This is a genomic window from Piscinibacter defluvii, assembly GCF_004011805.1.
Classification (GTDB): domain Bacteria; phylum Pseudomonadota; class Gammaproteobacteria; order Burkholderiales; family Burkholderiaceae_C; genus Piscinibacter; species Piscinibacter defluvii.
Genome location: NZ_RCHJ01000024.1, coordinates 38048 through 58318, shown reverse-complemented (window position 1 = coordinate 58318; position 20271 = coordinate 38048). Strand labels below are relative to the sequence as shown.

19 protein-coding genes and 1 pseudogene are annotated in these 20271 nt (G+C 66.9%); 19 read left to right on the top strand and 1 reads right to left on the bottom strand.

The window, feature by feature from the left end:
- The first annotated feature begins 43 nt into the window (after positions 1-43).
- The 4 genes and pseudogenes from D9C15_RS27885 to D9C15_RS27870 all read left to right on the top strand — a co-directional run.
- Positions 44-1345 carry an ABC transporter permease gene (locus tag D9C15_RS27885; RefSeq protein WP_128002315.1) on the top strand — a complete coding sequence of 434 codons (1302 nt, stop codon included), beginning with the start codon at positions 44-46 and terminating at the stop codon, positions 1343-1345.
- Positions 1329-2177, top strand: a complete 849-nt coding sequence (locus D9C15_RS27880) for an ABC transporter permease (protein ID WP_128002313.1) — start codon at positions 1329-1331, stop codon at positions 2175-2177. The genes D9C15_RS27885 and D9C15_RS27880 overlap by 17 nt, the downstream gene beginning before the upstream one ends.
- Positions 2177-2575 (top strand): hypothetical protein, encoded by a 399-nt coding sequence (locus D9C15_RS27875; RefSeq protein WP_128002311.1) that lies wholly within the window; start codon positions 2177-2179, stop codon positions 2573-2575. The genes D9C15_RS27880 and D9C15_RS27875 overlap by 1 nt, the downstream gene beginning before the upstream one ends.
- A gap of 1089 nt (positions 2576-3664) precedes the next feature.
- Positions 3665-3907 (top strand): annotated as a pseudogene (locus tag D9C15_RS27870) (VOC family protein); the annotation flags it as partial.
- A 117-nt stretch (positions 3908-4024) separates the two neighbouring features.
- On the opposite strand, the gene D9C15_RS27865 reads toward D9C15_RS27870, so the two are convergent.
- Positions 4025-6436, bottom strand: coding sequence for an ATP-binding protein (locus tag D9C15_RS27865; RefSeq protein ID WP_128002307.1), 2412 nt, complete (start codon positions 6434-6436; stop codon positions 4025-4027).
- Between the two features lie 243 nt (positions 6437-6679).
- Between D9C15_RS27865 and D9C15_RS27860 the strand changes: the two genes are divergently transcribed.
- The 15 genes from D9C15_RS27860 (at position 6680) to traL (ending at position 20250) form a co-directional block, all read left to right on the top strand.
- Positions 6680-7516, top strand: a complete 837-nt coding sequence (locus D9C15_RS27860; protein WP_128002305.1) for a class I SAM-dependent methyltransferase — start codon at positions 6680-6682, stop codon at positions 7514-7516.
- Between the two features lie 279 nt (positions 7517-7795).
- Positions 7796-8017 (top strand): hypothetical protein, encoded by a 222-nt coding sequence (locus D9C15_RS27855; RefSeq protein WP_128002303.1) that lies wholly within the window; start codon positions 7796-7798, stop codon positions 8015-8017.
- A 157-nt stretch (positions 8018-8174) separates the two neighbouring features.
- Entirely contained in the window at positions 8175-9230 is a 1056-nt protein-coding gene (locus tag D9C15_RS27850) for a hypothetical protein (RefSeq protein ID WP_128002300.1), read from the top strand.
- 10 nt (positions 9231-9240) lie between these two features.
- Positions 9241-11316 (top strand): alkaline phosphatase family protein, encoded by a 2076-nt coding sequence (locus tag D9C15_RS27845; RefSeq protein WP_128002298.1) that lies wholly within the window; start codon positions 9241-9243, stop codon positions 11314-11316.
- Between the two features lie 43 nt (positions 11317-11359).
- On the top strand, positions 11360-11893 hold the full coding sequence (locus D9C15_RS27840; RefSeq protein WP_128002296.1) for a hypothetical protein: 534 nt from the start codon (positions 11360-11362) through the stop codon (positions 11891-11893).
- 60 nt (positions 11894-11953) lie between these two features.
- Positions 11954-12472 (top strand): hypothetical protein, encoded by a 519-nt coding sequence (locus D9C15_RS27835; RefSeq protein ID WP_128002294.1) that lies wholly within the window; start codon positions 11954-11956, stop codon positions 12470-12472.
- 438 nt (positions 12473-12910) lie between these two features.
- Complete coding sequence (mobH, locus tag D9C15_RS27830) at positions 12911-14722, top strand: MobH family relaxase (protein ID WP_128002292.1); 1812 nt, start codon at positions 12911-12913, stop codon at positions 14720-14722.
- Positions 14682-16643 carry a conjugative transfer system coupling protein TraD gene (gene traD / locus D9C15_RS27825; protein ID WP_240668621.1) on the top strand — a complete coding sequence of 654 codons (1962 nt, stop codon included), beginning with the start codon at positions 14682-14684 and terminating at the stop codon, positions 16641-16643. Before mobH ends, traD begins: the two co-directional genes overlap by 41 nt.
- Positions 16640-17263: an IncC plasmid conjugative DNA transfer DtrJ family protein gene (locus D9C15_RS27820; RefSeq protein ID WP_128002290.1), complete on the top strand. Its 624-nt coding sequence runs from the start codon at positions 16640-16642 to the stop codon at positions 17261-17263. The genes traD and D9C15_RS27820 overlap by 4 nt, the downstream gene beginning before the upstream one ends.
- Before the next feature lie 201 nt (positions 17264-17464).
- The gene (locus tag D9C15_RS27815) at positions 17465-17956 is read left to right on the top strand and encodes a hypothetical protein (RefSeq protein ID WP_128002288.1); all 492 of its coding nucleotides are present in this window, start codon (positions 17465-17467) and stop codon (positions 17954-17956) included.
- A gap of 4 nt (positions 17957-17960) precedes the next feature.
- Positions 17961-18521 carry a lytic transglycosylase domain-containing protein gene (locus D9C15_RS27810; RefSeq protein ID WP_128002286.1) on the top strand — a complete coding sequence of 187 codons (561 nt, stop codon included), beginning with the start codon at positions 17961-17963 and terminating at the stop codon, positions 18519-18521.
- Complete coding sequence (locus tag D9C15_RS27805) at positions 18518-19219, top strand: OmpA family protein (RefSeq protein ID WP_128002284.1); 702 nt, start codon at positions 18518-18520, stop codon at positions 19217-19219. The genes D9C15_RS27810 and D9C15_RS27805 overlap by 4 nt, the downstream gene beginning before the upstream one ends.
- The gene (locus D9C15_RS27800; RefSeq protein ID WP_128002282.1) at positions 19219-19533 is read left to right on the top strand and encodes a hypothetical protein; all 315 of its coding nucleotides are present in this window, start codon (positions 19219-19221) and stop codon (positions 19531-19533) included. Before D9C15_RS27805 ends, D9C15_RS27800 begins: the two co-directional genes overlap by 1 nt.
- A gap of 28 nt (positions 19534-19561) precedes the next feature.
- Positions 19562-19912: a hypothetical protein gene (locus D9C15_RS27795; RefSeq protein ID WP_240668620.1), complete on the top strand. Its 351-nt coding sequence runs from the start codon at positions 19562-19564 to the stop codon at positions 19910-19912.
- A gap of 38 nt (positions 19913-19950) precedes the next feature.
- Positions 19951-20250: a type IV conjugative transfer system protein TraL gene (gene traL, locus D9C15_RS27790; RefSeq protein WP_128002280.1), complete on the top strand. Its 300-nt coding sequence runs from the start codon at positions 19951-19953 to the stop codon at positions 20248-20250.
- The last annotated feature ends 21 nt before the right edge of the window (positions 20251-20271 follow it).

Here is a 20271-nt window from a genome sequence, read left to right as displayed (position 1 = left end):
CGGTGCGGCCGCCTTGTCCAACGCGTGTCGGCCGGAGAACACCATGTCGGACCCACATCTGGTCACCTTCGCGGCGCCCGCCGGCCTCGCGCGCGCGGTCGGCGCCGACGCCGCCGACGGTCGCAGTCCTCTGAAGCAGCGGCTGCGCCGCGCCGAACGCCGGGCACGCCTGCGCGCGTACGCGCTGATCGCGCCGCTGCTGCTGTTCATCCTGCTGAGCTTCCTGGTGCCGATCGGGATGATGCTCGTCAACAGCATCCACGACCCGCTGGTCTCGGACGTGCTGCCGCGCACCGCGCGGCTGCTCGATCGGCTCCCGGCGCAGGCGCAGGTGCCGGACGAGCCGGCGTTCGCTGCCCTCGCCGAGGACATGAAGGCGGCGGCCGAGGCGCAGACCGCGAGCCGCGTCGCCAGCCGGCTGAACTTCGAGCAAAGCGGTCTGCGCACGCTGTTCATGAAGACGGTGCGCGGCATGGCCGGCGCCGACGCGGGCGAACCCGGCTCGTGGAAGCAACGATTCGTGCAGATCGACCCGGCGTGGGACGAGCCCGGGATCTGGACCGTGCTGCGCCAGACCGCGAGGACGCCGACCGCGGGCTATTACCTGGCCGCGCTCGACCTGAGGCGCGACGCGCAGGATCGCTTCGAGCGCCTGCCCGAGGGCGACCGGCTGTACCTCGACGTGTTCGGCCGCACGATCTGGCTCAGCGTGCTGGTGACGCTCGCGTGCCTCGCGATCGGCTACCCGCTCGCGTACTGGCTCGCGGCCAAGCCGGCCAAGACCGGCAACCTGCTGATGGTGCTGGTGCTGCTGCCTTTCTGGACCTCGCTGCTCGTGCGCACGACCGCGTGGATCGTGCTGCTGCAGAAGGAGGGCGTCGTCAACTCGGCTCTGCAGGCGTTGGGGTTGATCCGCGAACCGCTCGAGCTGATGTTCAACCGCTTCGGCGTCGTCGCCGGCATGACGCACATCCTGCTGCCTTTCATGATCCTGCCGCTGTATTCAGTGATGAAGCAGATCCCGCCCGCCTACGTGCGCGCGGCGCGCTCGCTCGGCGCGTCCCCGGCGACGGCGTTCCTGCGCGTCTACGTGCCGCAGTCGATGCCCGGCGTCGGCGCGGGCGTGCTGCTGGTCTTCATCCTCGCGCTGGGCTACTACATCACGCCGGCGCTGCTCGGTGGAGCGGCGGATCAAATGATGAGTTACTTCATTGCCGACCATCTGACGCGCAGCCTGAACTGGGGGCTCGCGTCGGCGCTCGGCGGCCTACTGCTGGCCGGCGTGCTGGTGCTGTACGTCGTCTACGAACGCATCGTGGGAGTGGGCAATGTCCGCCTCGGTTAAGGTTTCGTCGCTGCCGCCGTACGTCGGGCCGGCCGGCCGCATCGGCCGCTGGCTGCTCGACGCCTGGTGCGTCGCCGCGCTCCTCTTCCTGATGGCGCCGGTGCTGGTCGTGATGCCGCTCGCGTTCAACGCCGACGCGTACTTCACCTATCCGATCCGTCGCTTCAGTCTGCACTGGTTCCACGAGTTCTTCACCGACGAGATGTGGCAGGTCGCGGTGAAGAACAGCTTCGTGATCGGCTCGGCCGCGACCGCGATCGCGACCGCGCTCGGCACGCTGGCGTCGATCGGGCTGACGCACCCCAAGCTGCCGGGTCGCGCGCTGATCACGGCTGTGCTTGTCTCACCGATGATCGTGCCGGTGGTGATCGTCGCGGTCGGCGCGTACTTCTTCTACTCGCTTCTGGGCATCGCCAACAGCCTGGGCGGGCTGATCCTCGCGCACGCCGCACTCGGCACGCCCTTCGTCGTCATTACCGTCGGCGCGACGCTCGCCGGCTTCGACCGTGGGCTGTTCCGCGCCGCGCGTTCGCTCGGCGCGTCGCCGGTCACGGCATTTCGCCGCGTCACGCTGCCGATCATCTGGCCGGGCGTGTTCTCGGGCGCCTTGTTCGCGTTCGCCACTTCGTTCGACGAGGTCGTCGTGGTGCTGTTCCTTGGCAGCGTCGAGCAGCGCACCATCCCGCGGCAGATGTGGACGGGGCTGCGCGAACAGCTCAGCCCGACCATTCTCGCGGCGGCGGTGGTGCTGACCCTCATCTCGGTGGCCATGCTGCTCACGCTCGAGGGATTGCGCCGGCGCAGCATGCGCATGCGCGGAATGAGCGCGTGATGGCATTGCGCGCGAAGTGGACCCTGCGCCTGGAGGGTGTGGAAACGAAGCTGGCGGTCGGCCCGCCCGGAAAGGCTCGACAACTGCGGCCGGTCAAGGTCTGCCTGGTGATCAATGGGCTGACACCGGACGTGCCGGTCGAAACGGCCGATTGCCTGGATCACGCGTCGATCTGCGACTGGATCGTGCGCCAGTGGCCGAACAGCGCGCCGACGCCCCTGCTCGAGACACGCGTCATTGAATTGCTGGACTTCTTGTTCGAGTTCGACAAGCGAGTGCAGGACGCATCAGTCGTTCTGTACGAGACTGGTCCGGCAGACGGGCAGATGCGTGTCGGCGTTGAGCGGCAAGTGAGTCGATCCCAGTACCAAGCTCGGCTGCGCACGCGTCGAGGCTGACGAGCGGCAAGACTGAACACGCCTGGCATGAAGTCCCCGGGTGACGTTCCCATCTATCGCCCTGCGATGGCAGGCGTGCGGGCGTGTCGGTTGGTCGCCGGGTGGAGTCAGACGCCCATTGCTCAGATGCCGCCGGCATGCTCGAGCCGGAGGGGCACGGCGATCGTTCTAGTCGTAGCGCTCGCAATTTGCCTTTGCATGGACCGCGCCACTGCACAGTCGGCCGCGCTGGTGATGGAAGAGGCGACATTACGGAAACAATGTGACGCTGCAGCCCATGCCGACGGTTTGCCTGGACCCCGTGCCGGTGCATCGACCCCATCCCTGCGTTGCGTCAACTCACAACCCAGACCCGGCGAAGACAGGAGGGCTCTGGGTGTCTTGGCGTGCCTGGCGCTTGTTGCGTCTCTGGGATTGCTCTGCGCCGGGACTCGCGCTTCGCGGCGGTGACATTGAGACGTTGTGGTGCCGTTCGTCGTTCTCCGTGCGCGGGCGCTGAAGTCCGGTTCCCGGTGGCCGCGAGTGGCCGCTCCATGGATGGGAAGCGCATGGATCGGAGGCTGGCCATCGGGCAGCTGTGTAGAACGACGAAGGACAGCTAAGGGCCGTCCAGCGCCGCCCGAGGGCGCGCCCGTGATGACGGCTTCCCCTCCTTCAGCCGCCCTCCGCGCCCCGGAGCCAAACGCTGACGACCCGGAGGGCCAACCTCTGGCCACAGCCGCCGGACAGGCCGAGCAGTGTTCACGACTCTAATGGCCTGTTCACGACACTATTAACCTGTTCACGACAGTATTTGGCCGGAACATCGACTGTTCCGGTCCATTAGAGTCGTGAACAGCCGCCAAGCCTTCGTGCGGGTTCGCGGCGAGGCGATTGCACAACAGGCTTCCTAAGAGTCGTGAACACGTGCGGCGGCCGACGGCTCGAAGACGAGCAGGCCAGCGAATAGAGTCGTGAACGGCGGGAGTCAGCTTCGGGATAGAGGTGACGCACGGCGCACGCTGGCGTCAGGCGGAGATCGGCCAGGAGCGATCTTTGCAGAAGGGCCGCTGTCGGGGGGAATTGGAATGACGCAGTACGTCTAGGCACCCCTGCATGGCGCGCAACGGCGGCCGGGCCTTCAAGCAGAGCGAGGCCTTCTCGTTCCAAGTGGCCACCGAAGACCAGGCCGAGACAGACGGGCTGTGGAACGGCATCGTCGACAACGGCGGCCAGCCGAGCGCCTGCGGCTGGTGCAAGGACCGTTGGGGCCTCTTGTGGCCGATCACGCCACGCGTACTGACCGAAGGCATCGCCGACCCTGACCCCGCGGTGAGCAAGCGCGTGTTCTAGGCGATGATGGAGATGGGCAAGATCGACATCGCCAAGATCGAGGCGGCGCGCCGCGGGTGAGGCACTGGCGCGGCTCCTTCGGCGCCGATGGTTTGCCGGAGCTGGCATCAGCCGCCCTCAGGTCTCGGCAGAGGCCCGCTGTAGCCAGGCCAGGACCTCGTCGATGGCCGAGTCTGGTGCAGCCCCCATGCCGGCCGCGCGCTTCGCCGCGCACTGTTCGGGGCCCAGCACTTCGACGGGCCGGGCGCGCAACCGCGCAAGAGCCGGGTCATCGAAGGCGTTGGCCTCGATACCGATGCGGCCTGCCAGCGCATCCGACACGCCCTGCGTCCAGGCCGAACGTTCGAAGTCACCCAGCGCGGCGGCCAAGCGCGCGGCCGTTTCGATCGTCGGTTGCAACTCGGGCAACGACATGAGATGCCGGGCCAGGGTCAGGCTGCGCGCCGTCTGCGCCCGTGCGTCGGCAAGACGCCCGGCCCCGATCGACGCACGTGCCCGCAGGCGCAGCACGTACGCCAGGTTGCTGGGATCGCCATCCGGAATCAGCGCCATCGCTTCGTCCATGGCGCTCGAGGCCTCGTCGTAGCGACCGGCAAATTGGTGCACGGTGCCCCGCCCCGCCCACGCGCAGGCCCGCACCAAGCCGGTTTCGCTGGATTGGGCGATCTCGAACGCCCGCCGCGCCGTTTCCTCTGCTGCGACGCTGTCGCCAGCGATCAATTGGGCGTGCAGGAGCAACGTGAGCGAAAGGCTCTGGATGTCGGGCGCCTGGTGAATCTCCGCAATGCGCTGCGCATCGCGCAGGATGCCGGCCGCATCCGCTCGCCGACCGCTCCAGCAAAGATGCTGACCCAGCGAGAACAGCGCATCGGCGCGCGCGAGGGTCTCGCTCTGTGCACCCGGGCGAGCAAGCGCCTGCTGAAACAACCGTTCCCCGACTGAGAACGGGCAGCGCTCCCCAAGGTAGCGCCGCAGGCGAGTAACAAGCACCAGACCAAGTTCAGCCGAGATGTGGTTCTCGTCGCACCATTGGTGCGCCGCCATGAAATTCTGGAGCTCGACCTCTATCCGTTCGTAGGCAATCTCGGTGCTTTCGGACATTCGCTCGCATAGCGCCTGCGCCACGCCAATGAAGTGATCGAGGTGCGCGTCGCGCGCAGGTCGTGCCTCTCCATGGGCCAGCAACTGATCCAGCGCGAACTGGCGCACCGTCTCCAGCATCCCGTAGCGGGCGCCGCCGTCAGGCTGCCGGACGAGCTCGACGAGCGACTTGTCGACGATCCGGCGCAGCCGGTCGGCGACCTCGATCTCGGGTTCGTCGGCCCTGCACACCGCGGCAGCCGACGCCAAGGTCCACCCGCCCGCGAACACCGACAGCCAGCGAAGCAGGCGTTGCTCGTCGGCATTCAGGGTGTCGTAGCTCCACTGCAAGGTGGCATGCAACGCCTGATGGCGCGCCAGACCGCGCCCGCCGGCGGTAAGCAGGCGGAAGCGGTCGCTCAACATGCGCTGCAGATCCTCCAGCGACAAGGTGGCCAAGCGCGCAGCCGCGAGTTCGAGCGCCAGCGCAATGCCGTCGAGCCGACGGCAGACGTCGATCACGACCGCAACGTTGTGGTCAGCCAGGTCGAACGCCGGCACGACATGCCGCGCGCGGTCAACGAACAGGCGCACGGCCGCGCTGCCGGTCGCGGCATCGACGCCCGCGCCCTCCGGGGGCAGATCGAGCGGCCGCACAGCAAGCACGTGCTCGCCTTCGACCCCCAGCGGCTCGCGGCTGGTGGCCAGCACATGCACGTGATCGCACATGTCGAGCAGGCAATCGACGAGCTCGGCACAGGCGTCCAGCAAGTGCTCGCAGTTGTCGAGCACCAGCAGGACGTGACGTGAACCCAACTGCCGGGGCAGAGCCTCGTCGAGAGGGCACTGGCGCTCCTCGACCACCTGCCAAGCTCGGGCCACCTCACCCACGACACGCTCGGGGCTGGACACCGGAGCCAGGTCGATACGTCGCACGCCATCGACGAACTGCGTCGCCCCGCGCCGGGCCACCTCGGCGGCCAGCCGAGACTTGCCGCAACCGCCGATGCCCGTGAGCGTGACCAGGCGCGACTCTGCCAGCCACTGCGCGCATTCGGCCAGCTCCACTTCGCGCCCGATGAACCGAGTCCTTTCATGGGGAAGGTTGTGCGCCACGCGCGCCACCCGCAATGGCTGACCCGCATCCGCGACCAGTTCGATCGGCTCGACGAATCGGTAGCCACGCCCGGCCAACGTGGCGATGGACTGCGGCCCAAGCAGCTTGCGCAAGGCATTGACCTGCACCTGGAGGTTGTTCTCCTCGACGACGAGGCCGGGCCAAACGGCCTCGAGCAATTCGCCCTTCGTGGCCACACGCTCACGTCGTTCGACCAGGGCGACGAGCAGGTCGAAGGCTCGCGTCCCGAGCGCCACTGCTTCACCCTCGACCAGCAGCAATCGCCGGTCCGGGCGCAGTTCGAACCGGCCGAAGCGGTAGGCGGAAGACATGCACCAGATTTTGCGGCCCCGGCGCCCACCCTCTGCCTCTGCCGGGAACAGGCACGACCCGGTTTAAGGAGGTTTAAGGCGCTCTCAAACGGCTCAAGTACATCGCGCGCGGATCGGCGCAGATTCGCCTCCGCCCCATCAAGCTGACTTCCGCGGTAGCCGCAGCAGGGGGGCACCACGACCGTCGGGTTTGCTGCCCGGCAAGGCCTTGATCCCAACCACCTAGAACCCGGAGATGCCGATATGAGCTCAGCCGACACTGCCCCGGTCCCTGCCGCCACGGACTTCGCCGCCATCAAGGCGCGCCAACAGATGGCCTGGTCTTCCGGCGACTACGCCGTCGTCGGCACCACGCTTCAGATCGTGGGCGAGTTGCTCGCTGAAGCTTGCGACCTGCGCACCGACGAACGCGTACTGGACGTCGCCGCCGGCAACGGCAATGCCACCCTTGCCGCCGCCCGTCGTGGCTGCCGGGTCACGTCCACGGACTACGTCGGCACGCTGCTCGAACGGGGCGCCGACCGCGCACGTGCCGAGCACCTCGATGTCGAGTTCCGCACCGCGGACGCCGAGGCCCTGCCCTTCGCCCTGGGCACGTTCGACGCCGTGCTGTCCACGTTCGGCGTCATGTTCACGCCTGACCAGGACAAGGCCGCCGCCGAGATGCTGCGGGTGTGCCGGCCGGGCGGCCGCATCGGCCTCGCCAACTGGACGCCGGACGGGTTCATCGGCCAGCTCTTCAAGACGCTCGGCCGGCACGTGCCGCCGCCGGCGGGACTGAGGCCGCCGTCGGCCTGGGGCACGGAGGCGCGCCTGTCGGAGTTGTTCCCGCGCAGCGAGGCGCACGTGGCGTCCACGGCGCGCATCTTCAATTTCCGCTACCGGTCGCCCGCGCACTTCATCGAGGTCTTCCGCACGTGGTATGGCCCCACGCACAAGGCCTTCGCCGCCCTGCCTGCGGACAAGGCCGAGGCGCTGGCGCAAGACCTGCGCGACCTGCTCGAGCGATCGAACCGCGCCGGCCCGGGCTCGCTGGTCGTGCCGAGCGAGTACCTGGAGGTCGTCGTGACGCGGCGTTGAACGCAGGTCGCTCGGCGCACCGCGTGCGTTGCACCCTTGGAGACACTCAGCATGAACATCCTCGAACGCCTTCTTGCAGTCGCGTGCCTGTGTACCTGCGCAGCGCCAGCCTGGCCTCAGAACCTCGTCGTCATTCCGCCGCCCATGCCGGGCCCCACACCGGTTCCCGTGCTGTCCAACTGCAGCGCTCACCCCGAGGCACGAGCGACAGGGTGCTCCATCACGAGCGAGTTTCTCGTAACGCCCACCACCTGGGCTCCACTGGGTTCGACGTGCTCCGTGCTGAACCTGCATCTCACGAAGTCGATTCACGCGGTCCTGGTCATCGGCAACCCGGGCCGCCCACCCTCGGCCGGGCCTCAGGGCTTCGCTCTTGCGCCCGGAGCAGCGGCTCTCTTCGAAGACCCCTATCCCGCGCACGGCGGGGTGCGCTGCCAGATCTACCTCGTCGTGACAGGGCCGGGCGATCACGCCGACGAGCGGCAGGTCCGGGCGATCTGACCAACTACACGTACGCCTTCGGCCAGACCATCGTCAATCAATCGTCGCTTCGTTGACGCGCGTGGAGACCGCAGCACCGTTGTTTTCGGGTCGTCACACCTTCGTTTGAGGCGTACGTCACCGCGTCTAACCCGAATTCGATCCCGGAGGCTGGACCATGGCCGATACGGCATCCTATACGTCTGTCATTGCAGGCGGCGACTCTTGCGTCATTCGCTTTCGCCCATCGGGCCCAGGGCACGTGTCTGCGCGCAGCCGCCCGTCGCAACCGCGCGCCAAGACCGAGACCGGCCTGGTTGGCAAGATCGAAGTGCGCCGGCCACTAGACACCAAACCAGTGGCATCGTTTCAGGGTCCGATCGGAACAGCGGTGCTCGCCCTGACCTACGACGTGAGCGCTTCGGACCTGTCAGTGCCGGGGGACTGGATCTGCGAAGTCAGCAACGACACTGTCGTGGCAATGCAGTTCGACACGCAGGTGGTCTACACACCGAACGTCCAATGGGTGACGCGCACGGCCACCTTCGATGCCCGACTGCTGAGCCTCATGGTGGGCGAGGCGGTGGCCGCTGCCGGCCTCCGTTGGCACATCCAGACCGATCCGCATGAGCAGAGCAGCTTTGTCGGATGGTCCGATGCGCTTGCTGACGCACTGACCGGGCCCGACCACGGCAGACGGGCGAGCGAATTCAACGTGCAGGACTTCCGGCTGGAGAGCACCGTCGGAGTCACCCTGACCTGGGTGGTGCTGCGGGTGCTGGATCTCGACTCCGATGGCGACCGCGTCATCGCGACTGAGCTCTTGTCGCGCAACGGGGTACCGGTGTTATCGCTCGAACTGCCGTTCAACTTGAACACGGCGAAGTTCGTGCTGATCGACTCGGATTTCGATCTCGACAAGCTTGTCCACGACGTGCGTGCACGGACGTTCTCCATCGCGCTCACCGTTGCGTTCGATGGCACCGTGTCGGTGGCAGTGGATGCTTCGTTCACTGTCGCGGTCGGCGGCATGAACTTCGTCTTCGACGCGAGCGACCAAGTCAGATCCAAGTTGAGCGAGCAGATCTCGAAGCTCGACGGCGGACGGCTGCGGGGATACATCGAGAACTTCTTCATCGCCTTGCTTCGGCTGGGCAAGTCGGCCGGCAATCTGCGCTACTCACTGAATGACGGCGTCTTGACCGTTGACTACGTCGTACCCCAAACGAGCTGAGGACGAGGCCATGACCTACCCGACACAGATCCGTGGGCAAGTTCTGGGGCTCGAGCAAGTGGTCAATCTGACCTTTCGACCGGCCGCAGCCGGTTTGGTGAACGTCGTCGTCGTTGCCGTCGGGCTGCAGCCGGACACCGGCGAAGGAGGCGGAGGCAAACAACAACCGAAAGCCGTTCGGTTTGCGTCGTATTCGGTGGCTCTGCGGGTCGAAATCCTGAAGCCGGGCGCAACAGTTGCCGTGGCGACGAAGACCAGGCTGCTCAACATTTCGGCGCCGGACCAGCCGACCCGGCTCGTCATCACCGCGCACGCAACGGCCGGCGCCGCGGAGCTTGCGGGTGACTGGACGATGCGGCTCACCAACACCCAGGCCGGTTCACCGAAGGCAGCTTTCCCGCTCGCGCCCGCACGCTGCGACGCTACCGTGCGCTACCCGACGATGCCGGGGAACCTCGGTAAGGTTGACCACGTCGTCGTCCTGATGATGGAGAACCGTTCCTTCGATCACATGCTCGGGTATCTGAGCCTGCCCACGCCCACCGGCGCGGGCCGTGCCGACGTCGACGGGCTGAAGGGCACCGAATACAACCTCGACTCCTCGCACGTGGCGCAGACCGTCCACCACCGGACCTCGACGCGCTTTCACAACGACCCCGGTCACGGCCACGAGGACGTCGTCGAACAACTCGCCGGCGACACGGCGACGAACAAGGCGGTCGCACTGCCAGGGCCGCTGAAGTCCAATGCCGGCTTCGTGCGCAACTTCGAGCGCCAGTTGGCGCGAGAGGCGACCGACCCCAACTTGCCGCCCCGGTGGCAGCAAGTGCACGACACTGCCACCGTGGACGCCGGCGACACGCGCGCGGTGGCCTTCAGGCCAACGTTGCCCGGCCTCATCAGCGCTCGCTGCGTCGTCTCGAATGCCCCACGCAAGACGGAGAGCGGTCTGCTTGGATCGATCGAGATCTGGTCGCCCGGTGCAACTCACCCAGTGGCGTCGATCAGTTCGGCTGCGGGCAACACTACGCTGGCCGTCGCCTACCCGGCGGCCGCCGCGGAACTCGCACCCGCAGGCAACTGGACCTGCCGCGTGTCAAGCGGTGCTGACAAGGCACTCGCGTTCGACACGACCATCACGTTCGTGCAAGAGCCGCACGACACCTCTCACTTCGAGCGACCCTCGGAGGTGATGAGTTACTACAACGCAGCCGACCTGCCGGCCTACGACGCCCTCGCGGCCCAGTTCACGGTGTGCGACCGGTGGTTTGCCTCCGTACCGACCGACACCTGGCCGAACCGCATTTTCGCGATGACCGGGCAAACCGGCGGCCTGCTCGAGACACCGTCGGGCAGTTCGGCAGCTTCACAACCCCCTTCGATCACCGCGAAGACGATTTTCGAGGTGCTGAGTGAGCACGGCGTCGACTGGCGCGTCTTCTTTTCCGACATGCCCTTCGCGCTAATCTACGAGCGCTTGGCGCAGGATGCCAACTATACGGCCCGGATGCGACCGATCGCGGAGTTTCTCGACCGCGCCAGCACCGGCGACTTGCCGTCGTTCACCTGGGTCGACCCCAACTTCAGCGACGTACCCGATGGGCCGCGCGCCGCCAGCGACGACCATCCGCCCGACGGCGACATCAACAACGGACAGGTCTTCGTCGCACGGGTCTACAACGCCCTCATCCAGAGCCCCGCGTGGCCCAAAACTGTGCTGATCATCACCTACGACGAGCACGGGGGGTTCTACGACCACGTCAAGCCTCTTCTGGGTTTCGGGCCGCGCGTGCCGTGCATCGTCGTCTCGCCTTGGTCATCGAAGGGGACGTCGAAAGTCGTGTTCGACCACACGAGCATTCTCAGCACCGTGCTGCATCGCTTCTGCGCCGGCGCCGCCGGGCAAGTCCCTGACATGGGAACGCGCGCCGGGTCAGCCCACAGCTTGGCGTCGGTCCTATCCGCTTCCGCGCCGAACCTCCAACCGACAGGGGTGGAGGTTGCACCCTCAACCAGACCCGACGAGGTCCGCGTTCCGCGCGACTCGGCTGCAGCGGCGTTGCGCCACCTGCTGTTCGGGTTCTGACGTTATGGCCCTTTCCTCGTCTCATCGCCATCGGAGCAACGCTATGGTCAAGAAGGAACTCCTCGCACTGATCGGCCTTTGCGTGTACGCCTCTGCAATTCCAGCCCAGACGCCGCCGCTTGCCACCGGCACCGCACCGCTCACGCCCGCAGCCCCGCCCCCTTGCGCCGTCGTGGCATCGGACGCGCGCGGCGCCGGCTGCACACTCTGGAGCGAGGTGGTGACCTACGGCCCGTCGACGGCGGTGGACGGGACTTGCCTGATCATGAACCTGCACCCGACGAAACCGGTCAGCGGCAAGATCGAATTCCTGGCGTACGGAGGCGGATACGTTTATCCCGTCGGGCACACGGACTTCAGCGGCTTGGCGAGTGGCGCCATCAGCACTGCCGCGGCACCGGTGTCGGTCCTTCAGGCCATTCGCAACGCCGGACCGGTCAGCTTGCCACTGACGATCTTCTGTCGGATTGATCTGCTCCCCTCGTCGTCGCGGGACCACGCCGACGCACGACAGGTTCGCACGTCCATGTCGCTGGCGGAAAGCACCGGTCGGACATGGTCGCAGCCGCTGCGGTAGCGGCGGTCGCCGCCGACTGCGCTCCTACCCCCTCCACTCGTCAAACGGGAACGCACGACCGTGAATCTCTGCGAGCACATCCTTGCCGCGTCGGTGGTGGCTCCAGGCCTGCTCGCCTTGCCTGCGCCGGCACTTGCCCAGTTCACCATCCAGGGGGCGCCGGTGGCCTACGAATTCCTGCCGCACCTGCCGAACTGCGCCGCACATCCGGAGGCACGCGCGACGGGGTGCAACATGTGGAGCGACACCGTGCAAGCGCCCGCTCCCCGGTTCGGGGCGGACCCGTTCAAGGCCGTGGCGTGCGGCGTTACCAACGTCCATCCGACAAAGGTCCTGCGCGTTGCCGTCGACCTCTACAAGAGCAGGACGAACGTCCACGACACATGGCTCTTCTACGGCGTCCCGCCCGGTGGTGCAGTGTTCCGGTATGACAGGCTGGGCGCGGAAGATTCCGGGCACTGCCGCCTCACTCTCATAGTCACAGGCCCGCAGGATCACGCGGATGAAAGGCAGGTGCGTGCCGCCGTGACCATGGTCGACGAGAGCGGTAGTTTGCTCGCCAGCTCGCCTGTTCGATAGAGCAGTAGCTGCCGCTCGGCGCCGTTCTCCGCCGAGAGTTAGCCCGAAGCTGTCTTGCGTCAGTCGCCCACTCCCCGCGTTTGACCGCCGGCTTCCGGGCAAGGTATTCGAGGCCGTGAGTATCGGCTTAGGGTCGTCCAGAGCCGCCCGAGGGCGAGCCCCCGATGACGGCTTACCGTCCCTGAGCGGACCGCCGCGGCCCGAAGCCAAACGGTGAAGACCTGGCGGTCTGCCCTCTAGCCGGCCCCCCGGACAGGCGGAACCCTGTTCACGACTCTATTGGTCTGTTCACGACACTAATGACCTGTTCACGACACTAATTGGTCGGAACAGCGGCGGATCGACCGGAACTTTCGGGGGGTCGCAGCGCCGGCATTTCCGTTTGTCGCCGCTCGACGCGAACAGGATCATGCAGGTTCGTCCAAGTGCGAACTGCGCATGTCCCTCATCGACCTGCTTTCCTTCCGCAAGGCATCAGCGCCGGCGGCGCCGCGCCATGAGCCGGCCGGCGTGTTGCCGGCTCCCGGCGAATCGCCCTACCCTTCGGTGGACCCTGGGATCGCGGCCGCATCGGTCGATGAACTGCTCGCCGCCGAGGACGAACTCCTCAAGCGATTCAAGTACTGCTACGGCTGCGACAACCCGACGTTCGAGCGCGACATCGTCGCCCCCATCCGCGCCTACGCCTCCTACGTCAACCTGCTCCCCGCCACCGCCGACAACTTCTTCTGCGGCGCCGGCGGGCTCTTCCGTCTCGGGCTCGAGGTCGCCTTCTACGCGCTGCAAGGCACCGATGCGCACATCGTCTCCGGTCGCGCGACCATCTCTGTGCGGAAGGAACTCGAGCCGCGCTGGCGCCAGGCCACATTCCTCGCTGGCCTGTGCAGCGAGCTGCATCGCACGCTGAGCCACGCCGCAGTGACCGACGAGCACGGCAACGAGTGGCCAGCCTACCTGATGCCGCTGTCGAAGTGGCTTCAGCAGCGCAAGGCGCGACGCTTCTTCGTGCGCTGGATTGCGAACGCGCCGGAGAGCCGCGGGCTGAGCCTCTTCCCGCTGCCGCACATCGTGCCGCCGGAGACGATGCAGCACCTGGCCACCGGGAACAACACGGTGGTGCCGCAGATGCTGGCGTCCATCACCGGCTTGCCGCTTCTGCACGAGCAGAGCATCCTCATCGAGCTCGTAAAGCGATCGGCTGCACTTGTCATCGACCGCGACCTGGTGGCCAGCGCGCACCGATACGGCAAGCCCATCCTCGGCGCGCACATCGAGCGCTATCTGCTCGACGCGATGCGGCGCCTCGTCGCTTCGCATGCAGCCTGGTCGCCGAACACGGAACGATCGCGGGTGTGGTTCGGCGAGGATGGCCTCTTCATCGTCTGGCCCAACGCCTCAGCCGAGATTCGCAAGGTCCTGGAAGACGACGAGCTGCGCGGCATCCCGAAGTCACCCGAAACCATCGTCGAGATCCTTACCGCCGCCGGCGTCCTGCAGTCACCGCCCGGCAGCCAGACGGCCTGGTCCATCCAGCCGCCCGGCACGTCGTCCACCATCGAAGCGGTTCGCCTCGCGTCACCGGACATCCTGCTGGCCGGCCAAACGCGGCCCGTCGAGCCACTCCAGCAGGCACTCATTGTTCGGCCTGGCTCGGCGCAACCTGCCAAGACCAACACCACACCCGCGCCGCCGGACCCCGCTGCCGCTTCCGCCGGCCGCCCGTCTCGCCCCGCTGCAGTCGCAGCTCCGCCGCAAGAGGCCGCCGAGCCAAGTCCTGGCGCAGCGCAGGGGGCGCTCGACTTTGCGCCTGATGCCCAGATGGCGGTCATCACTCAAGTCGGCGACGAAGCACCCGGGGCCATCGAGCCGTCGACGCCGCCATCAGCCAGCGGCGATCAAGAGCGGCTTCCGCCAATCCGCTTCGCCCTGAAGGCGCCCATGCGCCTCGTCCCGCAGGTCCGCCAGGCGCTCGCCCTCGCGATCGACTCCCTGAATGGAGAGGCCGGCCAGGCAACAGCGGTGACCGTGGCCACCGGGGTCTTCGTGCCGATCGAGCACTTCAAGTTGCAGAAGGTTGACGTGAGCGTCGCGCTGCGCTCGCTCGCCGAGGTCGACATGCTCGTCGGCACCAAGGATCGGCGCCCGCGGACCTACCAGCACGACATGCGCGGCCAGGAACAGGCCGGCGTCATCGTCAAGCCCATCCACGTTGCCGGTCTCGACCCGGCCGACTTCCGAACCAGCGAGTAGAGGTATCGCGATGCTTGTCCGTCCCTACGAAATGCCCTGGCGCCCGGCCTACGAGCTGTGGGCCGCCGCGGCCTGGTTGATCGGCCTTTTCTACTTCGTCTACATGACCGGCGCGCGCCTCGTCGCGATGCCGATCGCGTTGACGCTGGCAGGCTTCGCGCTGGTGATGATGCTGTTGCGCGTGCGGCAGTCTCTGCGCGTGCTCACAGTCCGCGCGTCGCTCTCGGGCCGCGCGATGCAGGTCATCACGACGAGGCGCCTTGCGCAGTTGACGCCGGACCCGGCCAAGGTCTTCCTCGGCTTCGGCTTCGAGTGGCAGCCCATCCATTCCCAGCGCCTCTACGAGCTCGCGAAGATCAACTACAAGGACTTCTCCGTCTCGCCGAAGCTGCTGCGCATGCTCGGCTACACGGTAGACCCACAGCCGGACGGCGAGATCGGCATGCCGTTCATCCACGGCGTCGAGCCGAAGGAAGAGGCCCTGTATCGGCCGCTGCAGAACTTCGAGGGGGGCACGTTGCTGGTCGGCACCACCCAGGCTGGCAAAGGCGTGGCACTGGCCAATCTCATCACGCAGGCGGTCCGCCGGCAGGACGTCGTGATCATCATCGACCCCAAGAACAGCCGGCGCATGAAGCGCATCGTCCAACGGGCCTGCGCCGACTACCGTCAGCCCGACACCTTCCTCGAGTTTCACCCCGCCTTCCCCGAGCAGGGCGTGCGCCTGGACTTCACTTTCAACTGGCAGAAGCCGACCGAAATCGCGTCGCGCCTGCAGTCGATCATGCCAGCCGACAAGGACGGGACGTTCACCGCCTTCGGTTGGGACGCCGTCAACGTCGTCGTGCAAGGCCTCGTGAGCCTCGAGGACCGGCCCAACCTGGTCAAGCTCATCAAGTACATCGCCGGCGGCGTCGAACCGGTGCTCGAGGCCACGCTCGCCCACTTCTTCGACCGCACGCTGCCCCGCGGCTGGCGCGATTCGGTCGAGATGCGCAAGCTGCTGCAGGAGGCCGGCCGCGGCCAATTGAAGCGACCGTCCGAGGTGACCAGCGCGCAACTGATTGCCTACGTCACGTACTACGAGCAGCAGGTGCCCCCGAACCAGCACGAGCGGGTGATCGATGACCAGATCCGCGTCTTCCGCCACAACCGGGAGCACTACGCCAAGATCACCGCCAGCCTGCTGCCGATCCTCTCGATGCTCACCTCGGGTTCGCTGGGCAAGAGCCTGTCGCCCGACCCGTTCGACCTCGAGGACAACCGCCCGATCATGAACTTCGAGAAGATCGAGCGCGGTGGCCACGTGCTGTACATGTGTCTGGACTCGCTGCCCGATCCCGCCGTCGCCTCGGCCATCGGCGCGCTCGCGCTCGCGGACCTCTCGGCCCGCGCGGGCATGCGCTACAACCTCGGCATCAAGGGACGCATCTCGCTGTTCGTCGACGAGACCTCGAACGTCATGAACCAGCCGCTGATCGAGATCTTGAACAAGGGCGCCGAGGGCGGCATCTACGCCACCTGCGCTATGCAGACACTGGCCGACCTCGCCAAACGCCTGGGCAGCGAGGACGCCGCGCGCATGGCACTGGGCAACTTGAACAACCTCATCGCCCTGAGGACCAAGGATCGGCCGACGCAGGACTTCGTGGTTGAGACCTTCGGCAAGACCGGCATTCACACCATGCGCGTGGGTCGCAACCAAGGTGCCGACACTCACCTCGGGGACTGGAGCACGGGCAACTCCGTGCAGATCACCGACAGCATGGAAGAGCGCATCCCTGCGGACATGCTGGGCAAGCTCCCCAACCTGCAGTACTTCGCCCAGGTGTCCGGTGGTCGGCTGATCAAGGGCCGCTTTGCCATCCTGGACCCCGACTTCGACGTGGCGCCGAGCCGGCGCGAAGGGGCGCCAGCATGATCCGGATCGTCTGGATCGCAGCCCTGTGCTGCGTGCTGTGCCTGGTGCTGTACGTGCCCTCTGCCTTCTCGCCCGACCAGCTCATGCAGACCGTGCGTGCAGAGCACGAGATCAACACGCGACTCTGGGGCGATGCGGCCGCGGGCAAGATCCTCGAACGCATGCTCGACTTCCAAGCCTCCGGCGCCGCCGTCTCCACGCCGCCGGCGGCAACCGTGCAGGTCGCTGGGCCCGGCGTCAACACGGCGATGGCCGCCGAGGTTGGACAAATGAGCATGCGCCTGTTCTCGTCGCCCTACTTCAAGTCGGTCGATGCGCTTTTCGGCTTGGCCGCGTTCCGCGCCTCGACCCTGCTGCACGTGCTGCCGCTGCTGCTCGTGTTCCTGCTCATCTGCGCCGTCGACGGGTTCGCGGTGCGCAGTGTTCGGGCGCGCGAGTTCGTCGCGCACAGCGCCGAGGTCTTCACCGCCAGCGCCACGGTCGGCATCGCACTTCTGGCCCTGGTGCTGGTGGGCGTCTTCCTGCCGTTCACCCTCAGCCCGCTCTACACGATCGGCGCCTTGCTCCTGATGCTCTTCGTGCTGAGCCGGGCAATCTCTAACTACCACCTCATCCATTGAGCGTCCTGCCTATCTCGTCAAGTACGCGGCCCGCCATGTGCGGGCCGTGTCTCTTTCGCACGTAGGAATCAACGGCGGAATCGAATCGACCGGAACTTTCGGGGGGTCGTAGCACCCGCCTTTCCGTTGGCGCGATTCGATGCAACTTTCTACGCTCGGGCTTCGAGGTCATGCATCGGGCTGGCCTCTCTGAGGCACCAGATGCACACCCACCACGAAGCTTTCTTGCGAGGTTCGACGATGCGGCAACCCTTCGTCGCTGCTCAGCCCGCCATCGTCATGACGCGCGTGTGGCTCCCGGAACACGAGTGGCTCCACACGGTGTTCGCCTGCAGCGAGAACCAGGCGCCCACCTTTCGGTTCCCGGATCTGCTGTCCGCGTGCGTCGCGTTGACGCTGGCCGATTCGGAGGGCATTGCCCGCCTGCAGCGTTTCCTGATCACCGAGCTCAGCACGCGCGATCCCAAGTCCCCGCGCCGCACCTGCCACCTCTGGCAGACGCAGTTCGACGACTTGCTCAAGGAGCACCGCGCACCCTGGAACTCGCATCCGAATCCGAAGTTCGACCTCGATGCGATCGCCAGCGGCTGCGTGGCGGTGGTCCGCTCGAGCGCCGAGCCCATCGCACGGACGCTGCGCCAGGCGCGCCTCAACGTCGCCGCGCGCGCAAGCGTGGATCACCAACTGAGCTGACGCGATGCTGCTTCGCCCGCTTCTGCTCACCCTGCTCACCGTGGCTGCGGTCGCACCGTCGACTGCAAGCGCGTGCTGGGAAGAGGCCGCGTCGCGCTACGGAGTCTCGGCCCAACTGCTGTACGCGGTGGCGCGTGCCGAGTCGGATCTCAACCCGGCCGCCGTGAACCTCGATCACCGCAAGCGCACGGGCACGTACGACATCGGGCTCATGCAGATCAACAGCTCGCACCTTCCAAACCTCTCGCGCTACGGGATCACCGAGCGCGATCTTTACCAGCCCTGCACGAACATCATGGTCGGCGCCTGGCTGCTCGCCGGCTACTTTGCGCGGCAGGGCGTCAGCTGGGACTCTGTCGGCGCCTACAACGCGGCCTGCTCGCAACTCAAGGGTGCGGAATGTCGCGCAGCACGCGCGAAGTATGCGTGGCGCGTCTATCGGCGCCTGCCCGGCATGCAGCCGGCGCGCCAGGCGAAGGCGCCGCCAGTTCAGCAGGTCGCCGCCGCCCCTCAGTCGGCCGTACAGCCGACCCGCTTCATCTTGTCCGCGAAGGTGTCTCCATGAACATGCGCCTCACGCGCCTGGCCGTCGCTCTCGGCTTCTCCGGCGCCTTGGTCCTGTCCACCGCCTCGTGTTCCCTGCTTCCGCGTGCTGCCGACGATCAGGCGGCGCCTTCCGTGGCCTCACGTCCCGCACAGCTGCGCGTGGTCCAGATGAACTTCGGGCGCGACGCCTACTTCGCCGCGTGCGCCGAGCCCGCCTGCCCGTCCGTGACGCAGAAGACCCTGCCCCAGGCTGAGCTGCGCCAAACGGTCGCTCTCGTTGCGCCCGTGCGGCCCGAACCCGCGGTGGTCGAGTCGTCTCCCGCGCCGCCACCTGCACCGGCACCGGCCGCCAAGCCGGCGCGGCCGAAGGTCGAAGAGATCCACATCCTGCTCACGTTTCCCTTCGCCTCCGCAGCGCTCACCGACACCGCCAAGGACACCCTGCGCCGCGCCCTGCCCACCGCGCGCGAATCCGACCGCATCGTGATCTCGGGGCGCACCGACAGCGTGGGCTCCGACGAAGTCAACCAGAAGCTCGCGCTGGCCCGCGCATTGGCCGTGCGCAACTACATGCGCGACGCGGTGCCGGACCTGCCCAACGTCATATCGATCGACGCCAAGGGGCGCTGCTGCTTCATCGCCCCGAACGACAACGAGGGCGGCCGAAGCAAGAACCGGCGCGTCGAGGTCGTCTTCCTTTCCACGGGGGTGATGTGATGGACAGGCCCATCGCGCGCCCTTCGCGGCCCCAATCCGCCGACACCTCGAAGGGCACGACCCCGGCCGTGCCCGCCGAGATGTCGGCTGCATCCCCGCAGCGTAGGCGCAAGCCCCGACCCGGATGGACGGCAACGATCGTCCGGAGTCAGAGCTTCGCCGAGCTGCGGCGCATCCAGAAATCCACGAACGACCCCGTCATCGATCTCAGCTACCTCGCCGACGCGTGCGTCGAGTTGGCCCTCGAGATCGGTGCGGACCAGATCGTGAAGCGGGCCATTGCCTCGTTGGGCACGGCTCGAACCACCACCTGACTGAAACCAACCTCTTGGAGAGAGTGCAATGCAAGCTGCAGCCTTCACCCCGACCCTGTCCCTGCCGTCCCGCAAGGTGATGATGGGCGCGGGCATCTTCCTCGCGTTCATCGCCAGCCTGATGGTCGCCGCGCCCAGCTACGCGCTGGACCTGGTGGCCTTCACCGGCATCACCGGCCCGCTGGTGTCCGCGCTGACCCAGCTGGCCGCGCTGGGCCCGGGCGTCAAGGCGCTCGTCGCCTTCGTCGGCTTCGTGGTCGCCTTCATCAGCCTGGCCGCCCTGCGCAACTTCGGCCCCGTCCTGTTCTACCTGGGCATGGCCATCTTCGGCGCCGTCGGCCTGACGATCGCCGGCGCGATCCTCGGCGCGGTCATCTGAGCCGTTCCGCTGGCAACGGCTAAGACAAGGGGAACGCGATGCAGTCGGACACCTACATCCCTCGGCGGCTCGATGACCAATGGAAGATCGGCTTCTGGGATGCCGATGTCGCGTTCCCCTTCGTCTTCTTCCTGTTCCTCGGCTGGATGTCCGGCACCAAGTGGGGCTTCGTGCTCTGCGCAGCTGCCGGCTTCTTCCTGAGCCGCTGGATCTCGCGCACCAAGGCAGACAAGCACCCGGCGTTCGCGATGCACTGGGCCTACTGGGCCCTGCCGACGAACCCGATCACCGCGTTGCGTGCCACCCCGCCTTCGCACATCCGCCGAATGGTCGGTTGAACCGTCGAGGGAACACCCACT

Excerpts from the sequence above, each read along its gene's own strand:
- D9C15_RS27885 (WP_128002315.1), top strand. The coding sequence starts at position 44 with ATGTCGGACCCACATCTGGTCACCTTCGCGGCGCCCGCCGGCCTCGCG.
- D9C15_RS27880 (WP_128002313.1), top strand. The coding sequence starts at position 1,329 with ATGTCCGCCTCGGTTAAGGTTTCGTCGCTGCCGCCGTACGTCGGGCCG.
- D9C15_RS27875 (WP_128002311.1), top strand. The coding sequence starts at position 2,177 with ATGGCATTGCGCGCGAAGTGGACCCTGCGCCTGGAGGGTGTGGAAACG.
- D9C15_RS27865 (WP_128002307.1), bottom strand. The coding sequence starts at position 6,436 with ATGTCTTCCGCCTACCGCTTCGGCCGGTTCGAACTGCGCCCGGACCGG.
- D9C15_RS27860 (WP_128002305.1), top strand. The coding sequence starts at position 6,680 with ATGAGCTCAGCCGACACTGCCCCGGTCCCTGCCGCCACGGACTTCGCC.
- D9C15_RS27850 (WP_128002300.1), top strand. The coding sequence starts at position 8,175 with ATGGCCGATACGGCATCCTATACGTCTGTCATTGCAGGCGGCGACTCT.
- D9C15_RS27845 (WP_128002298.1), top strand. The coding sequence starts at position 9,241 with ATGACCTACCCGACACAGATCCGTGGGCAAGTTCTGGGGCTCGAGCAA.
- D9C15_RS27840 (WP_128002296.1), top strand. The coding sequence starts at position 11,360 with ATGGTCAAGAAGGAACTCCTCGCACTGATCGGCCTTTGCGTGTACGCC.
- mobH (WP_128002292.1), top strand. The coding sequence starts at position 12,911 with ATGTCCCTCATCGACCTGCTTTCCTTCCGCAAGGCATCAGCGCCGGCG.
- D9C15_RS27820 (WP_128002290.1), top strand. The coding sequence starts at position 16,640 with ATGATCCGGATCGTCTGGATCGCAGCCCTGTGCTGCGTGCTGTGCCTG.
- D9C15_RS27815 (WP_128002288.1), top strand. The coding sequence starts at position 17,465 with ATGCACACCCACCACGAAGCTTTCTTGCGAGGTTCGACGATGCGGCAA.
- D9C15_RS27810 (WP_128002286.1), top strand. The coding sequence starts at position 17,961 with ATGCTGCTTCGCCCGCTTCTGCTCACCCTGCTCACCGTGGCTGCGGTC.
- D9C15_RS27805 (WP_128002284.1), top strand. The coding sequence starts at position 18,518 with ATGAACATGCGCCTCACGCGCCTGGCCGTCGCTCTCGGCTTCTCCGGC.
- D9C15_RS27800 (WP_128002282.1), top strand. The coding sequence starts at position 19,219 with ATGGACAGGCCCATCGCGCGCCCTTCGCGGCCCCAATCCGCCGACACC.
- D9C15_RS27795 (WP_240668620.1), top strand. The coding sequence starts at position 19,562 with ATGCAAGCTGCAGCCTTCACCCCGACCCTGTCCCTGCCGTCCCGCAAG.
- traL (WP_128002280.1), top strand. The coding sequence starts at position 19,951 with ATGCAGTCGGACACCTACATCCCTCGGCGGCTCGATGACCAATGGAAG.